The sequence below is a fragment of the Leisingera sp. M523 genome (genome assembly GCF_025141335.1).
Taxonomy (GTDB): Bacteria; Pseudomonadota; Alphaproteobacteria; order Rhodobacterales; family Rhodobacteraceae; genus Leisingera.
The window spans coordinates 4,109,579-4,125,530 of record NZ_CP081036.1 but is presented as its reverse complement, the minus strand read 5'-3'; the positions used below and the strand labels follow the sequence as shown (position 1 = coordinate 4,125,530).

General features: G+C 62.9%; 15 protein-coding genes and 1 pseudogene. 10 read left to right on the top strand and 6 right to left on the bottom strand.

Annotation, left to right across the window (positions count from 1 at the left end):
* The 6 genes and pseudogenes from K3557_RS20440 to K3557_RS20415 all read left to right on the top strand — a co-directional run.
* Window positions 1-1,044 (top strand): annotated as a pseudogene (locus tag K3557_RS20440) (aldehyde dehydrogenase family protein); the annotation flags it as partial.
* 91 nt (window positions 1,045-1,135) lie between these two features.
* Entirely contained in the window at window positions 1,136-2,116 is a 981-nt protein-coding gene (hpaD, locus tag K3557_RS20435; RefSeq protein WP_259996519.1) for a 3,4-dihydroxyphenylacetate 2,3-dioxygenase, read from the top strand.
* 60 nt (window positions 2,117-2,176) lie between these two features.
* Complete coding sequence (locus K3557_RS20430) at window positions 2,177-3,589, top strand: pyridoxal-dependent decarboxylase (protein ID WP_259996518.1); 1,413 nt, start codon at window positions 2,177-2,179, stop codon at window positions 3,587-3,589.
* Window positions 3,586-4,440, top strand: coding sequence for a fumarylacetoacetate hydrolase family protein (locus tag K3557_RS20425; protein ID WP_259996517.1), 855 nt, complete (start codon window positions 3,586-3,588; stop codon window positions 4,438-4,440). Before K3557_RS20430 ends, K3557_RS20425 begins: the two co-directional genes overlap by 4 nt.
* The gene (gene hpaH, locus K3557_RS20420; protein WP_259996516.1) at window positions 4,437-5,237 is read left to right on the top strand and encodes a 2-oxo-hept-4-ene-1,7-dioate hydratase; all 801 of its coding nucleotides are present in this window, start codon (window positions 4,437-4,439) and stop codon (window positions 5,235-5,237) included. Before K3557_RS20425 ends, hpaH begins: the two co-directional genes overlap by 4 nt.
* A gap of 15 nt (window positions 5,238-5,252) precedes the next feature.
* Complete coding sequence (locus tag K3557_RS20415; protein WP_259996515.1) at window positions 5,253-6,023, top strand: HpcH/HpaI aldolase/citrate lyase family protein; 771 nt, start codon at window positions 5,253-5,255, stop codon at window positions 6,021-6,023.
* 191 nt (window positions 6,024-6,214) lie between these two features.
* On the opposite strand, the gene K3557_RS20410 is transcribed toward K3557_RS20415, so the two are convergent.
* The 4 genes from K3557_RS20410 to K3557_RS20395 all read right to left on the bottom strand — a co-directional run bounded on the left by K3557_RS20410 (window position 6,215) and on the right by K3557_RS20395 (window position 10,724).
* Window positions 6,215-7,864, bottom strand: coding sequence for a DUF4139 domain-containing protein (locus K3557_RS20410; RefSeq protein WP_259996514.1), 1,650 nt, complete (start codon window positions 7,862-7,864; stop codon window positions 6,215-6,217).
* Between the two features lie 102 nt (window positions 7,865-7,966).
* On the bottom strand, window positions 7,967-8,314 hold the full coding sequence (locus tag K3557_RS20405) for a hypothetical protein (protein ID WP_259996513.1): 348 nt from the start codon (window positions 8,312-8,314) through the stop codon (window positions 7,967-7,969).
* Between the two features lie 132 nt (window positions 8,315-8,446).
* Complete coding sequence (locus tag K3557_RS20400; protein ID WP_259988161.1) at window positions 8,447-9,469, bottom strand: aspartate-semialdehyde dehydrogenase; 1,023 nt, start codon at window positions 9,467-9,469, stop codon at window positions 8,447-8,449.
* 82 nt (window positions 9,470-9,551) lie between these two features.
* A complete protein-coding gene (locus tag K3557_RS20395) occupies window positions 9,552-10,724 on the bottom strand; it encodes an MFS transporter (protein WP_259996511.1) in 1,173 nt (390 codons plus the stop codon).
* 116 nt (window positions 10,725-10,840) lie between these two features.
* On the opposite strand from K3557_RS20395, the gene K3557_RS20390 reads away from it, so the two are divergent.
* Window positions 10,841-12,004: a DUF3095 domain-containing protein gene (locus tag K3557_RS20390; RefSeq protein ID WP_259996509.1), complete on the top strand. Its 1,164-nt coding sequence runs from the start codon at window positions 10,841-10,843 to the stop codon at window positions 12,002-12,004.
* A gap of 2 nt (window positions 12,005-12,006) precedes the next feature.
* Here the strand turns inward: K3557_RS20390 and K3557_RS20385 are convergent, their stop codons facing one another.
* Window positions 12,007-12,657 (bottom strand): carbonic anhydrase, encoded by a 651-nt coding sequence (locus K3557_RS20385; protein ID WP_129372341.1) that lies wholly within the window; start codon window positions 12,655-12,657, stop codon window positions 12,007-12,009.
* A 193-nt stretch (window positions 12,658-12,850) separates the two neighbouring features.
* Here K3557_RS20385 and K3557_RS20380 point away from each other — a divergent pair, with 193 nt between their 5' ends.
* From K3557_RS20380 to K3557_RS20370, 3 genes are all read left to right on the top strand, one after another.
* Window positions 12,851-13,195 (top strand): hypothetical protein, encoded by a 345-nt coding sequence (locus K3557_RS20380; RefSeq protein ID WP_259988167.1) that lies wholly within the window; start codon window positions 12,851-12,853, stop codon window positions 13,193-13,195.
* 86 nt (window positions 13,196-13,281) lie between these two features.
* A complete protein-coding gene (locus K3557_RS20375) occupies window positions 13,282-14,664 on the top strand; it encodes a M17 family metallopeptidase (RefSeq protein ID WP_259996507.1) in 1,383 nt (460 codons plus the stop codon).
* A gap of 4 nt (window positions 14,665-14,668) precedes the next feature.
* Window positions 14,669-15,493 carry a C40 family peptidase gene (locus tag K3557_RS20370; RefSeq protein WP_259996504.1) on the top strand — a complete coding sequence of 275 codons (825 nt, stop codon included), beginning with the start codon at window positions 14,669-14,671 and terminating at the stop codon, window positions 15,491-15,493.
* 93 nt (window positions 15,494-15,586) lie between these two features.
* Here the strand turns inward: K3557_RS20370 and K3557_RS20365 are convergent, their stop codons facing one another.
* On the bottom strand, window positions 15,587-15,931 hold the full coding sequence (locus K3557_RS20365) for a DUF2794 domain-containing protein (RefSeq protein ID WP_129372345.1): 345 nt from the start codon (window positions 15,929-15,931) through the stop codon (window positions 15,587-15,589).
* Window positions 15,932-15,952 lie beyond the last annotated feature (21 nt).

Here is a 15,952-nt window from a genome sequence, read left to right as displayed (position 1 = left end):
CCGATCGGCCCGGTGGGCGTGATCACCCCCTGGAACACGCCCTTCATGCTGTCGACCTGGAAAATCGCCCCGGCCTTGGCGGCCGGCTGTACAGTGGTCCATAAACCGGCCGAATTCTCCCCCCTCACCGCCCGCATCCTGGCCGAAATCGCCCATGAGGCCGGCCTGCCGCCGGGCGTCTGGAACCTGGTCAACGGCTTTGGCGAAGACGCCGGCAAGGCGCTCACCGAACACAAGGACATCAAAGCCATCGCCTTTGTCGGCGAGAGCAAAACCGGCTCGATGATCATGAAACAGGGTGCCGACACCCTGAAACGGGTGCATTTCGAACTGGGCGGCAAGAACCCGGTGGTGGTCTTTGACGATGCCGATCTCGACCGGGCGCTGGATGCGGCCATCTTCATGATCTATTCGCTGAACGGCGAGCGCTGCACCTCTTCCTCGCGCCTTTTGGTGCAGGACAGCATCGCCGATGATTTTGAATCCAAGCTGATCAAGCGCGTCAACAACATCCAGGTCGGCCACCCACTGGACCCGGCCACCGAGGTCGGACCGCTGATCCACAAGGTGCATTTCGACAAGGTGACCTCCTATTTCGAGACCGCCAAACAGGATGGCGCCACTATCGCCGCAGGCGGCACCCGCGCCGGAGACAAGGGCTGGTTCGTCCGCCCCACCCTGTGCACGGGTGCCACCAACGACATGACCATCGCGCAGGAGGAGATCTTTGGTCCGGTCCTCACCGCGATCCGCTTCAAAGACGAAGATGAGGCTCTGACACTGGCCAATGATACTCAATACGGGCTCACCGGCTATGTCTGGACCAACGACCTGACCCGCGCCCTGCGCTTCACCGGCGCGCTAGAGGCGGGGATGATCTGGGTGAACTCGGAAAACGTCCGCCACCTGCCAACCCCCTTTGGCGGCGTCAAATCCAGCGGCATCGGCCGCGACGGAGGCGACTGGAGTTTCGAGTTCTACATGGAACAAAAACACATCGGCTTTGCCCTCGGCCTCCACAAGATCCCGCGCCTCGGCGCCTGACCCGTGCTTCTTTCTGGTCTCAAATACCCCGGGGAGCGCGAGGGGCCGGCCCCTCGCTCCCGCCCGCAACTGCAAGTGAAAGGTTCAAATCATGCCCGTCCCCGCCCCGAACCTCTATCCGCCCTTCAACATCGTGCGGCTGTCCCATGTGGAATATGCCGTGACCGACTTCGCCGCCGCCCGCGCCTTCTATGTGGACACGCTCGGCCTGCAGCTCACGCATGAGGACGACAGCCGCATCTACCTGCGTGCGATGGAAGAACGCGGCCACCACTGCATCGTGCTGGTCAAGGCAGACACGGCCTCCGTAGGCGTATTGGGCTTCAAGCTCTATGACGAACCGGACCTGGATAAAGCAGCCGAATTCTTCGCCTCCAAGGACCTGCCGGTTGAGTGGGTGGACCGCCCCCATATGGGCCGCACTTTACGTACCCGCGACCCTTGGGGCATCCCGCTGGAGTTCTATGTGAAAATGGACCGGCTGGAACCGATACATCAGAAATACAGGCTCTATAACGGGGTAAAACCGCTGCGCATCGACCATTTCAACATGTTCTCAGCGGATGTGGATGCCTCGGTCGCCTTCTATAACGAGATCGGCTTCCGCGTGACTGAGTTCACCGAGGATGATGACAGCGGCAAGATCTGGGCCGCCTGGATGCACCGCAAGGGCGGCGTGCATGACGTCGCCTTCACCAATGGCCTCGGCCCGCGCCTTCACCACACCGCCTTCTGGGTGCCGAACCCTTTGAACATCATCGACCTGCTCGATTTAATGTCGACCACCGGCTACGTGGACAACATTGAGCGCGGCCCGGGCCGCCACGGCATCTCCAACGCCTTCTTCCTCTATGTGCGCGACCCCGACGGCCACCGGATTGAGATCTACTGCTCCGACTACCAGACTGTCGACCCGGACCTGGAGCCGATAAAATGGTCGCTCACCGATCCGCAGCGCCAGACCCTTTGGGGCGCGCCGGCGCCACGCAGCTGGTTTGAGGAAGGCTCGGTGTTTGAAGGCACCACCCCCAAGCCAAGCGCCTTGAATGCCCAGCCGATTATTGCCCCCTGATGAAAAGGATCGCGCCCGGCCCCTAGCCGGGCACACTCCCATAAGAACAAGGTAAGAAAAATGAAATGGGATGACTTCTCCGAATGGGGCCGCAGGGTGGCCGACTGGACGCAGGACTACCACCTGACCGTCGGCGACCGTCCGGTGCGGGCCCAAACCGAACCCGGCCAAGTGCTGAACGCCCTGCCCCAAACCCCGCCCGAGGATGGCGAAGGGATGGAGGCGATCTTTCGCGATTTTGAAGATATCGTGATGCCCGGCATCACCCATTGGCAGCACCCGCGCTTCTTTGCCTATTTCACCTCCAACGCAGCAGCACCTTCAGTGCTGGCGGAATTCCTCGCCTCCGCCATCGCGCCCCAATGCATGCTGTGGCAAACCTCGCCCGCAGCGACCGAGATGGAAACCCGGATGATGGACTGGCTGCGCCAAGCGCTGGACCTGCCGGACCAGTTCAGGGGCGTCATTCAGGACTCCGCCTCCTCCGCCACCCTTGCTGCGGTGCTGACCATGCGGGAAAAGGCGCTGAACTGGCAGGGCAACAGCCAAGGCCTGTTCGGACAGAAATCCCTGCGCATCTACTGTTCGTCCGAGGTCCACACCTCCATCGACCGCGCCATCTGGGTCGCGGGCATCGGCCAGCAGAACCTGATCCGCGTCCCCGTCAAGGGCGACTGGCGCGGCATGGACCCCGACGCACTGGAAGCCGCAATTCAGGCCGACCTCGCCGCAGGGCACCAGCCCGCCGGCGTCATCCTCTGCGTTGGCGGCACCGGTGTTGGCGCCACTGACCCGGTGGACAAGGTGCTGGACGTCGCCGAACGGCACGGCCTCTACACCCATGTGGACGCCGCCTGGGCCGGCTCCACGATGATCTGCCCAGAATACCGCCACTACTGGCCGGGGGTGGAACGTGCCGACAGCATCGTCTTCAACCCGCACAAATGGCTGGGCGTGCAGTTCGATTGCTCTGCCCATTTCCTGAAGAACCCGGATGACCTGGTGCAAACCCTTGCCATCAGCCCCGAGTACCTCAAGACCCACGGCCACGATGGCATCATCAACTATTCCGAATGGTCAGTGCCGCTGGGCCGCCGCTTCCGCGCGCTGAAAATCTGGTTCCTGATCCGTAGCTACGGGCTTGAGGGCCTGCGCCAGCGCCTTAGGAATCACATCAATTGGTCGAATCAACTGCACGAAAAGCTCAAGTTAGAGCCTGATTTTGAGATCACTACCCCGCCGATGTGGTCGCTTTGGTCGTTCCGCTATGCGCCCGAAGGTGCGACGGACCTCGACGATCTGAACCTGCGGCTGGTCAATGCGATCAACGGCGATGGCCGCATCTACCTGACCCAGACCCGCGTCGACGGCCAGCTGGTGATCCGCTTCCAGGCCGGCCAGTTTGAAACCACCGAAGCAGACGTGATGATGGGTTTTGACGTCATCACCGAAATCGCAAGGAACCTGCAATGACCCGCTTTGCCACCTATACCGCCGATGGCGAGGTTTTCTATGGCGCGGTGACAGACGCCGGCATGATCGCCCTGTCGCCGCAGTTCCCGGACTGGCCCACGATGCGCGACGTGATCGCGGCGGACGGCCTGCCTGCGCTGGCAAATGCAGCCGAGGGCAAACCCGTGACCCACACGGATTTCGCTTTTGAAATCCCGATCCCCAACCCGGAAAAGATCATCTGCGTCGGCGTCAACTTCCCGGAGCGCAACGCGGAGTACAAGGACGGCTCATCCCAGCCCAAACACATGTCCCTGTTCCCCCGCTTCCCGCGCTCCTTTACCGGCGCGGACCGCCCGCTGATCCGCCCGCTGGAAAACCACACGCTGGATTACGAGGGCGAAGTCGCGGTGGTGATCGGCAAGGCAGGCCGCCGCATCAAACCGGAGGACGCCTACGACTATATTGCGGCTCTAACATTGGCAAATGAGGGCACGATCCGCGACTGGGTGCGCCACGCCAAGTTTAACGTCACACAAGGCAAGAACTGGGACAATTCCGGCGCCATCGGCCCCTGGCTGGTGCCCTTCACCGATGCCGCCCAGCTGGATGAGGCCCGCATTATCACCCGCGTGAACGGAGAGGTCCGCCAGGATGACACCCTCAGCCGGATGATGTTCCCGATCCGCGAGGAGATTGCCTATATCTCCACCTTCACAACTCTGCAGCCGGGTGACGTGATCATCACCGGCACCCCCACTGGCGCCGGCGCCCGTTTTGATCCGCCGAAATACCTGGTCCCCGGCGATGTGGTCGAGGTTGAGGTCGAAGGCATCGGCATTCTGCGCAACACTATTGAGGATGAGACATGACGCCGGAGCAGCACCAGAAAGCCGCCAATCGTCTGTTCAAAGCCGAGCAAACCGGCCAGCAATGCGGCCTGCTCTCATTGGCCTATCCCGGCATGACGCTGGATGATGCCTATGCGGTGCAAAAGGCTCTAATACAGCAGAAACTGGCGTCCGGGCGCAGGAAAATCGGTTGGAAAATCGGCCTCACCAGCCGCGCGATGCAGCAGGCGCTGAACATCACCACGCCGGACAGCGGTGTGCTGTTGGGCGATATGCTCTTTGCAAATGGCGCCACAGTGCCAGCCGGTCGCTTCATCCAGCCGCGGATCGAGGCGGAGATCGCCTTTGTCATGAAATCCCCCCTCGCAGGCGCCGAGTGCACCCGCGGGGACGTGCTGGCCGCGACAGACTATGTAACGCCCTCGCTGGAGATCCTCGACACTCGCATCCTGCGCGCGGACCCGGCAACCGGCCAGGCCCGCATCATCACCGACACCATCAGCGACAACGCCGCCAATGCAGGCGTCGTGCTGGGGGCGGAGCGCCACGCAGTGGACGGCCACGACCTGCGCTGGGTTGGTGCCATCGCCGCCCGCAACGGCACGGTCGAGGAAACCGGCCTTGGCGCCGGCGTTCTGAATGATCCCCTCACCTCGGTCTTATGGCTGGCCCGGCGGATGGCCGAATATGGACAACAGATCGAGGCCGGGGATATCGTGCTGTCAGGCTCTTTCATCCGCCCCATCGAATGCCCGCCGGGTACGGAAATCGCCGCAGATTTCGGCCCCTTCGGCTCCGTATCCATCAACTTCGCCTGACAGGAGGCCCCGCCCATGCCCGCACCCAAGAACAGCTTCAAACAGGCTCTATCACAGGGCAAACGCCAGATCGGCTGCTGGATGAGCTTTGCCGACGGCCAGATCGCCGAGATCATGGGCACCTGCGGCTTTGACTGGCTGGTGATCGACGGTGAGCACGCGCCCAACGACATCCGTTCGATCCGCGACCAGCTGATAGCGCTGGCAGCCTCGCCCAGCCATCCCGTGGTGCGGGTGCCAATTGGCGAGACCTGGATGATTAAGCAAGTGCTGGATGCCGGCGCGCAAACGGTGCTGGTGCCGATTGTCGAAAGCGCCGATCAGGCCCGCGAGCTGGTCCGTGCCTGCCGCTACCCGCCCCGGGGACTGCGCGGTGTCGGTGCCACGGCAGCGCGGGCAACCATGTTCGGTTCGGTCAGCGAGTACATCCAGACTGCCGACCAGGAAATCTGCCTGCTGGTGCAGGTGGAAAACCGCGCCGGGATCGAAGCGCTGGACGAGATCCTGCTGATCGAGGGCATCGATGGCGTTTTCATCGGCCCGGCGGATTTGTCCACCGACATGGGCCACCAGGGCAACTCCGCCCACCCGGAAGTCCGCGCTGTGATTGCCGATGCCATCCAGCGGATCAAGGCCGCAGGCCCGGCGCCTGGCATCCTCGGCACCACGGATGAAGCCACTCAGTCCTACGCAGACATGGGGGCACAATTTCTGGCCGTCGGTATCGACGTGATGGTGCTTGCCCGCAATGCCCGCGATCTGGCCGCACGCTGGAAGGCAGAGTAACACTGTCCCTCAGACCTTCAAATGCGAAGCACTCCCGTGCCCGCCCGCCGCCCTGGCAAAGCCAGAGCACCGGCAGCGGCCTTGGGCGTGGCACCGCGCCATACGCGGTGCCACGCCCAACGGGAGGAAGGCATTTTCAATGTCTGACGACGGGCGGGAGCATCTCCTGTGCCGCCATCGCAGCACCCGGGTCAGCGCAGCACCATATCCTCGGGCCAGTTAAGCGTGGTGTCCAACCGGATGGTCCGGCTCTCCCCCGCCTCAAGCTCCATGTCCCAGGCCAGGATGCCGCGCTGCTTTTCGACGTTTTCTGCCGTAGGCTGCGGTTTCGCACTCCACTCGATCTCCAGATCATCCTGCTGCGAATAAGGCACCCGGTCCAAAACACGCAAAGGCCAGTCCTGCCCTGTCAGGTTCTCCACCATGATCTCGACCTTCTGCACCTGCGCGTTGCTGCGCGAGATCAGCCCCTGTTCCCCCTCGCTCTGCCGCAGCACATCACGGCGCAGCTGCAAGCCTTCGATCGGGCCGAATCCCGCCTTCATCTCCGCCCCCGGCGCCAGCCCGGCAAAATTCTCGACAGTGATCAGCTTGCCGTCAACGAAGCGCGGCACCTCATCCGAGGCCAGCAGCTGCTCGCCGAAACTGTTGGTGAATTTCACCACCCGGTAAGCGGTTTCATCCCGCGAAGGCACCGCCACCGCGGTCAATTCAGCCGCAGCAGACAGGCTATCCATTTCCAGCCGGAGCAAGTCCGCGCCGGAAGCAATCGAAACCGGCAGCTCAAACCTGTAGGTCGCAGCCGCACCGCCCAGGTCAACTCCCCATCCGCCACGAGCATCCTGCGCAAAGGCTGGCGCCTCAAGCGCCGGCTCGGCAAATGCAGACATTTCCGCCACGTCCAGACCAAGTGATTTCCGAGCGCGGGGTGGCTCTGGTTCTTCAATCCGGCGCAGCCACGGGTTCAAAGCCGACGGGCTGCCCTGACCAAATGGCACCGCAGTTGACAGGGTCAATGCCACATCCTGCCAGTTCTCGCCGGTATCCTGCACCAGCGTAACCGCGCGTTTCAGGGTAACCTCAGCCGCATCCCCAGTGCTGAGATGCATTTCATAAGACGGCTGCCAGCCGATATTACCGCCTCCGGCGGTGAAATAGCTAAGCCTTACCGTGCCTTCGCCCGCCTGTTCTGCCTTAACATCCACCGCAATGTACAGCCGGTCCCCGTCCTCCAGCGCGATGGCCGCCAGCGCCGCGCGGGCCGCTGCCAGGTCTTCGTCCAGCGCTTCCAGACGCAGCTCAATCCGGCGTGCCCCGGCTTCAGCTTCCACCGCTGTCTGGCTCGCCTTACCGGCCTCCCGGGAGATCATCCGCGCAATTTCACTCAAAGCCGATGCATTCGCCTGAGCCAGGCCCTCATTGCCGCCAAGCTGCTGCAGGAACCCGATTGATGCCTCTGCTGCCCGTACTCCGGCGCGGGTGCCCGCAGCCTCATCCCGAACCGAGGCAACCTGGGCCTCCAGATCGCGGATCCGTGCTTCGGCGGCCTCAACCTCCGGATCATCCGCATCCCGCGGCGGCACGTAATCCTCGCGCAGCAGGGTGGCGATGCGGCGGGCGCCGGTGATTTCAACCTGCAGGGTCTCCAGCAGCGCCGACTTTGGCACATTCTGCAGGATCAGCCGGTGCCGCCCTTCAGGCAGCGCGACTGCAGCGCGCCGGGTCACCTCGGCCAGGCCGGGATAAAGGGTCACTTCGGACACCCGGCTGCTGACAGAAATGGTATCGGCCGCTACAGCGGATGCGGCAGCCTGAACAAAGGAACAAACGGCAAAAGCCATCAAGGAAAATCTCATTGGCATCTCTCAATCAATCAAGTGGCGGGCCGGAACTGCCCGCCTGATGCCAAACCTATCCTTCAGTCTTCGGCGTGGCCAGCACGCTCAGGCACCATGCGCGGCGGCCTGCTGCGGCTGCGACGGGCCAAAGCGCAGCTCCAGTTCATCTGTGTCGATCCCCAGATCCTCGCAGGAGGAGATCGCCGCCAGGCTCAACGCGTCATAGACCCACAGATCCCCGCCACGCATCCGCAAACAGATACCCTTGCGGCGCAGGCCCCGGCACAGGGTGAACCAGTCGCCGGAGGCGGCGAAATCCGCCGCCAGCTGCTGCCGCAACTCTGCCGCGGATGCGCAATTCAGCTTGGGCTGCGACGGAACAGCCGCCATGGCGCCAAAAGGCAGAGTTGCGGAAACGGGGGCGGAGCGGCTGAAATCCTGCAGTGCGATCATGGCTTTGGTCCTTAGGTCTGCTGTTGTTCCTGTCTCCCTCAACTTACCGGAGCGGCCTGCCGCCGGGTAGCCGTGCAAAAGAAAAGGGGCCGCCTCTTGCGAAGCAGCCCCCTCACCAAAAGGATATAAGGCTTAGCCTTTTTTCAGAACCTCACGGCCCAGGAGCTCGGCAATCTGCACCGCGTTCAGGGCCGCGCCCTTGCGCAGGTTGTCCGATACGCACCACAGGTTCAGGCCGTTCTCGATGGTCGAGTCCTGGCGGATCCGGCTGATGAAAGTGGCGAAATCGCCCACACATTCGATCGGGGTCACGTAGCCGCCGGCTTCCCGCTTGTCGATCACCATGACGCCCGGCGCCTCGCGCAGGATGTCGCGGGCCTCATCCTCGTCCAGGAACTCCTCGAACTCGATGTTCACGGCTTCCGAGTGGCCGACAAACACCGGCACGCGGACGCAGGTTGCGGTGACCTTAATCGCCGGATCGACAATCTTTTTGGTCTCCACCACCATCTTCCACTCTTCTTTGGTGGTGCCGTCTTCCATGAACACGTCGATCTGCGGGATGACGTTAAAGGCGATCTGCTTCTGGAACTTGTTCGGCGGCACATCAGAGGTCGGATTATAGATCGACTTGGTCTGGTCCCACAGCTCGTCGGCGCCCTCTTTGCCGGCACCGGATACCGACTGATAGGTCGAGACGACAACGCGCTTGATCTTGGCGCGGTCATGCAGCGGCTTCAGCGCCACAACCATCTGCGCGGTCGAGCAGTTGGGGTTGGCGATGATGTTTTTCTTGGCGTAACCGTGAATCGCTTCCGGGTTCACCTCGGGCACGATCAGCGGAATCTCCGGATCGTAGCGGTAAAGCGACGAGTTATCGATCACAGTGCAGCCTGCGGCCGCTGCCTTGGGCGCGTAATCCTTGGTCGCGGCGGACCCCACGGCAAACAGCGCCATGTCCCAGCCGGTGAAATCAAAGGTGTCCAGATCCTGGGTCTTCAGTGTCTTATCGCCAAAGCTGACTTCAGTGCCGAGAGATTTGCGGCTGGCCAGCACAGCGATCTCATCCACAGGGAACTGGCGCTCGGCCAGGATGTTCAGCATTTCGCGGCCCACGTTGCCAGTGGCGCCAACGACGACGATGCGGTAACCCATTTGTCTGTTTCTCCAGTAATACCCGGCCCCATGGCCGGCGCCGGAGTGATAATCCCTCTGGGGACAAGTTTAAAGTCCCGGATCAGTCCATGCTGTCCCGGCTGAACAGATAAATTGCGCATCCCAACGCAAGACAGACCAAAAAGAAGGCGAAAATCCCCGTATAGGGCAAAGATGGGTCCGCTCCGGCCATTTCCACATGGATACGGCCAGTGGCAAACTGCATGATTCCCGCGCCGCCGATGCCAAACAGGTTGAGCAGGGTAACGCCCCGCCCGGCCAGATGCGGCGGCACAAAGGCCCGGCCATGCGCCATGATTACCGGGAAAGAGGCGCCAAAGAACCCGACCACCGCCATCATCGCAACCGGCACCCAGACCGGCGCACCCGCCGCCAGGATCAGCCCTCCCAATGCCGCACAGCTTAAAACATTGCCGCCCAGGATTACCCATTTGCGGCTGCCCAGCACCCGGTCCAGCGGCCCATAGGCAAAGGTGCCGGCAATCATTGCCGCCCCCATCACCAGTGTCGCCAGCCCCACAGCTTGGGTGCTGAGCCCGTAAAGGTCATTCAGATACGGCCCGATCCACAGCCCCCGCAGCGCGCCGGAGGGCGCATAGGACACCAGCATCAGCGGAAAAATCGCCCACATCACCGGCATCTTCAGCAGATCCAGCACCGATCCCTTGTGCTCACCGTCCGGCTTTTCCGGGTCTGAAACGGTCAGGAAAATTCCCGCCGCCACCGCCACGGAAACCACTGCCAGTCCCGCAAGCGTCTCCCGCCAGCCGAACAGGTCCACCGCCAGCGCCGTCGGATAAGAGGCCACCAGATTGCCAGCCGACCCCACCCCCAGCATCAGCGCCGCCAGGGTTGCAAACCGTGCAGGCGGGTACTGGCGCGCAAAAATGTAATATGAGGCCATCAGCACCGGCGAACAGCCGATACCAATCAGAAACATCGCGATACTGACATGCAACGGCCCGGTGGCCGCGGCAAACAGCGCCGCTCCGCCGCCACCGCCCAAAAGCAGCAGCAGCGCCGCGGTACGGCGCGGCCCTGCCTGGTCCAACGCCCAGCCCACCGGCAGCTGCATAGCGGCAAAGGACAGGAACCACATGCCCGAGGCAAAGGCGAGATCATCCGGCGCCGCCCCGATATCCTGTGCCAGCACGCTGGACAGCACCGCCAGGAACGCACGGAAAAACTGGCTCAGCACATAAGCCAGGCACAATAAGACCAATCCTGCCTGCATTTCCCGTCCCCCGGTTTACCGTTTCCGCGGCACAGCTTGCATGTTTGGCCCCGGCACACAATTCGTTTAGGTAGGAACAGCAGGTCACTGGCACGGGATACTGGGGCGGGAACGGAATGACGACAGACACTTTCTATTCCGGCCTGGCAAGCACCCGGTCTTTCGACAGCCTTGCCGCGCCAGAGGCCTTTGTGCCGCTGCCGCCGGACTGGCACCTGTGCTGCACCGATATTGTGAACTCCACCGGGCTGGCGGCTGCAGGCCGCTACAAAACGGTCAACATGATCGGCGCCGCGGTGATCGCCGCCATGCGCAACGCGCTTGAGGGCGAGGCCTTCCCCTATGTTTTCGGCGGTGACGGCGCCTCCTTTGCGGTGCCGCCGCGGCACAAGGACACCGCCAAACAGGTGCTGGCAGGTCTGCGCAGCTGGACTGAAGCGGAATTCGGTGTCAGCCTGCGGGCTGCGATGCTGCCGATGGGCTGGATCCGTGCCGAGGGGCTGGACGTCCGGATTGCCCGCTATGCCGTTTCGGAACACGCGGATTTCGCCATGTTCAACGGCGGCGGCCTGGCCTGGGCCGAGGCGCAGATGAAGGCCGGCGCCTTCGAAGTGCCCGCCGCCCCGCACGCCGCCCCCCCGGACCTCAACGGCCTGTCCTGCCGCTGGAGCAACACTCCGGCGCGCAATGGCATTATCCTGTCGGTGGTTGCCCAGCCCGCGCCGGGCACCAGCCAGCGGGCCTTTGCCCGGCTCTCGGCAGAATTGCTGGATCTGGCCTCCGAACTTGCGGAAAACGGCCACCCGGTGCCCGATTCCGGTCCCAAATTGCGCTTTCCACCCTCCGGCCTGGCTTTGGAAGCCCAGGCGTCCCGCGGTAAATTGCCGGTGATTTTGCGGAAGTTTTATCTTTTCTCACACAGCCTCTTTGCCGGGCTGATCTTCGCCTTGAAACGCCCCGTGGGCGCCTTTGACCCGGTGCATTACCTGTCGGTTCTCAAAGCCCATTCCGATTTTCGCAAATTTGATGACGGGCTGAAGATGACACTGGATTGCACACCGGCCATCAGCACCCGGATCCGCGACCGCCTGCAACAGGCCGCCGGGGCGGGGCTGGTGCATTTCGGCCTGCACGAACAGGACGCCGCCATGGTCACCTGCATCGTGCCCTCGCCGGTAGAGGACGACCACGTCCACTTTGTCGATGGGGCCGGCGGCGGCTATACGCAAGCAGCCGCCAATCTGGCGGCTGCTTTTGGTGGCGGCAAAAATCCGGCATGACGTCAGACAGGCGCAAACGCGCCCGTCTTGGGATCATAACATTCCAGCCCGCCCTCGCCGATATCGGTCCACAGGCCATGCAGACTCAGCTGCCCGGCCTTCACCGACGATTCGATAAAGGGAAAGGTCATCAGGTTTTCCAATGAGGCAACAACGGCTTGGCGCTCGAACTGGCGCGCTTGCAGGTCTGGATCCTCAATACCTGCGACGCCTTCGAACTTGGGCTTCAAAATATCCATCCAGCGGCCGACAAAACTGGTCTTCTCTTCCAGCTGCGGCGCGTTGCCCTTGCACATGTCGATACAGCCCTGCACGCCGCCGCACTGTGAATGGCCCAGCACGATCAGATGCGACACCTTCAGCGCGGTCACTGCATACTCCACCGCAGCCGAGGTGCCGTGGTGATCGCCATCCGGTGCAAACGGCGGCACCAGATTGGCAATATTGCGGTGAATAAAGAACTCGCCCTGGTCGGCGCCGAAGATCGACGTCACATGCACCCGGCTGTCACAGCAGGAAATCACCATGGCCCGCGGACGCTGGCCTTCGGTCGCCAGGCGGCGGTACCAGCCCTGGTTTTCCTCATATGATGTGGCCTTCCAGCCGTGATAGCGGGTCACCAGATAACTGGGGAGAGGTTTGGCAAAGTCCATTGTCGAATCCTCCGATCGTTGCACGTTGCCGGACGTGTTACCCTGCATTGTCCGCAAATTCGAGCGATTTGAGCCCCCCTTCAGAAACCTTTTGAAAACTTGTGGGCTTCAAATTGGCAGTTGTGCCGTGGGGGCACATAGAATTTGGGTGAATGTGGTGGCCAATATACTAACAGTAATACGTTCTGAAACAGTGCGCTTGGATCCGGACAAACTCTCCGCGCTGTATGAGCAGCTTGGAGAAACCGGCGCCGAAGATGTGGTGTGCCGGGCGGTCGAAGAAATGGCAGTCCGCCTGACGCATTGCGAGCGTCTGTGGCGGCAGAATGACATGATCAACCTGCGCAAAAGTGCGCGGTCGCTGATTGCGATTGCCGATCAGATCGGCATGACAGCGCTGGCAACCATTGCCAGGGATGCGACGGTGGCCATTGATTCCGGGGACGCTCCGGCGGTTGCCGCGATCCTGTTCCGGCTGATGCGGGTGGGCGAACGCTCACTGACAGCGGTCTGGGATCAGCAGGACATGACGATCTGATACTTCCGCAGCCTGCAGGGCTTGCAGACGGCGCTGCGGCGGCTACTCTGGTGCATCCTTATTGATCCGCTAACCGGAGTATGCCCATGCCGCCCGTCTTTGCCGCGTCCAGCCCGGACGCCTGTCCAGTGCATGTTATCGCAAGCGACACTTTTGACAGCTGGCTTTCAGGCCAGCCGCAGCGCGTTCAGGCTTGGGTTTCGGCACAGGGTTTTACCGGCACTTGCGGTCAGGCCGTCACGGTGCCAGGCGCAGATGGCAAGGTTGAGATGGCCCTGGCCGGCTTTGGCAGCGCCGCCCAGCGCGCGCGCCGCCGTTTCGTGCTGGCCGAGGCTGCCGCGAAACTGCCCGGCGGGACGTACCGGATCGCCTCCGGCCTGCCGGAAGAAGCTGCTGCCACCGAAACGCTGGGCTGGCTGCTGACCGCCTACCGCTTTGACCGGTATAAGAAAAGCGCGGCACAGACCGCTTCACTGGTAGCGCCGGAAGGCCTGAATGCAGGCGCCGTAGAATCACTGGCTGCCGCCGAATGCCTGACCCGCGATCTGATCAATACGCCTGCCTCTGACATGGGCCCGCAAGAGCTTCAGGCAGCCGCCGAAGCCCTGGCCGGGGAGTTCGGCGCCAGCTGTTCTGTGGTCACCGGCGCGGATCTGCTGGACCAGAATTTCCCGCTGATCCACACCGTGGGCCGCGCCTCGGACCGCGCGCCGCGGCTGATCGATATCGGTTGGGGCACGTCCGGCCCCCGGCTCACCCTGGTGGGCAAGGGCGTCTGTTTCGACACCGGCGGGCTGAACCTCAAACCCGGCAGCAACATGGCACTGATGAAAAAGGACATGGGCGGCGCAGCCAATGTGCTGGGGCTGGCGCGGATGATCATGGCCGCCGGGCTGCAACTGCAACTGCGGGTGCTTATTCCGGCAGTGGAAAATGCCGTGTCCGGCTCTGCCTTCCGCCCCGGCGATGTGCTGATGTCCCGCAAGGGGCTGACGATTGAGAACAACAACACCGACGCCGAGGGCCGCCTGGTGCTGGCCGACGCGCTGGCGCTCGCAGCCGAGGACACGCCGGATCTGCTGATCTCCATGGCCACCCTCACAGGGGCTGCCCGTGTGGCCGTCGGCCCGGACCTCTCCCCCTTCTATACCGGCAATGATGCAGATGCCGCCGCGCTGGCGGCCAGTGCGGCACGCACTGCCGATCCGGTCTGGCGGATGCCGTTTCATGACCCTTACGAGGCCATGATCGAACCCGGCATCGCCGATCTGGACAATGCGCCGTCTGGCGGTTTTGCAGGCTCGATCACCGCCGCGCTGTTCCTGCGCCGTTTCGCCGGAGACACCCGCTATATGCATTTCGACATCTACGGCTGGACCCCCAGCGCCGCCCCCGGGCAGCCCAAGGGCGGTGCCCTGCAGGGCGCCCGGGCGCTGTTTGCCGCCCTGCCGGACATGCTGGAGCTTTAGCAGCATGACCGACCGCCGCCGTACTCCCATGAACTCCCGCATCGCCGCCGTGCATCTGGCGGATGTCCCCGCCGGCCTGGAACCGGTGGAGGGCACCGCCGCCCGCATCGGCGTTCCGGTTGCAGACCTGTTGCGCACACCGGACGGCACCCGCGACCGCCAGCTTGTCTATGGCGAGCCGGTGACCGTCTACGAGGACCGGCAGGGCTGGTCATTCCTGCAAGCGGCCAAGGATTCCTACGTCGGATATGTGCCCGGCACTGCCCTCACGGTGCCGTTTGAAGCCACCCATTGGGTCAGCGCCCCGGCGACCCACAGCTATTCGGCGGATGACTTCAAATCGCCGGAGACGCAAGCGCTTAGCCACGGCAGCCGGGTGCAGGTCCTGGGCGGCACCGGGCGGTTTCTTGAAACCGACTTGGGGTTCATCCCCGCCTGCCACCTGTTGCCGCTGGGCGCCCATGCTGCTGATCCGGTGGCGGTGGCAGAATTGTTTCTCGGCACGCCCTACCTCTGGGGCGGCAACAGCCGGTCCGGCATCGACTGCTCCGGCCTGGTGCAAGCGGCTCTGCTGGCCTGCGGCACGGCCTGCCCCGGCGACAGCAATATGCAGGAAGCAGAGTTGGGTGAACCCGCCCCTGATACAGACTACCAGCGCGGCGATCTGCTGTTCTGGAAAGGCCATGTCGCAATGGTGCGGGACGCGGAAACCCTGATCCACGCCAATGCCCACGATATGGCGGTGGCGATCGAAGCGATCGGCACGGCGATCAAACGTATTCAAGCCCAGGGCGACGGCCCGGTCACCGGACACAAACGGCTGGCGTAATCCGCATCAGCCGCCCCAAGCGGCAAAAATCTTGCAAGATTTTTGACCGGAAAATTTGAATTTTCCGGTCCCCGCGCGGCTGCAGCCCTCGCGTTAGTCCACGGACCGGATCAGCTTGCGTTCCAGCACCCGCAGAACGGTTTTCAGATCTGCCCCGCGCTTCAGAATATGCCCGTCCATACCGACCACCGAATACTGCCCTTGCCGCACCCGCAGCTTGGGGCGCTTTTCGATCCGGTAAAGCGGGTGCTCTGCCGTGCGCCGGAAAACAGAAAAAACTGCCAGGTCGCGCAGGGAGGCAATGCCGTAATCGCGCCACTCCCCCGCGGCAACCATCCGCCCGTAGAGGGATAGAATGACCGACAATTCCCGCCGGTCGAACGCGACTTGCTGAGGGTAGGGAGATCCGGGAAAAGGCTGCACCTGATCAAAGCTCATAGATTAAAGGTTGCGCCGTTT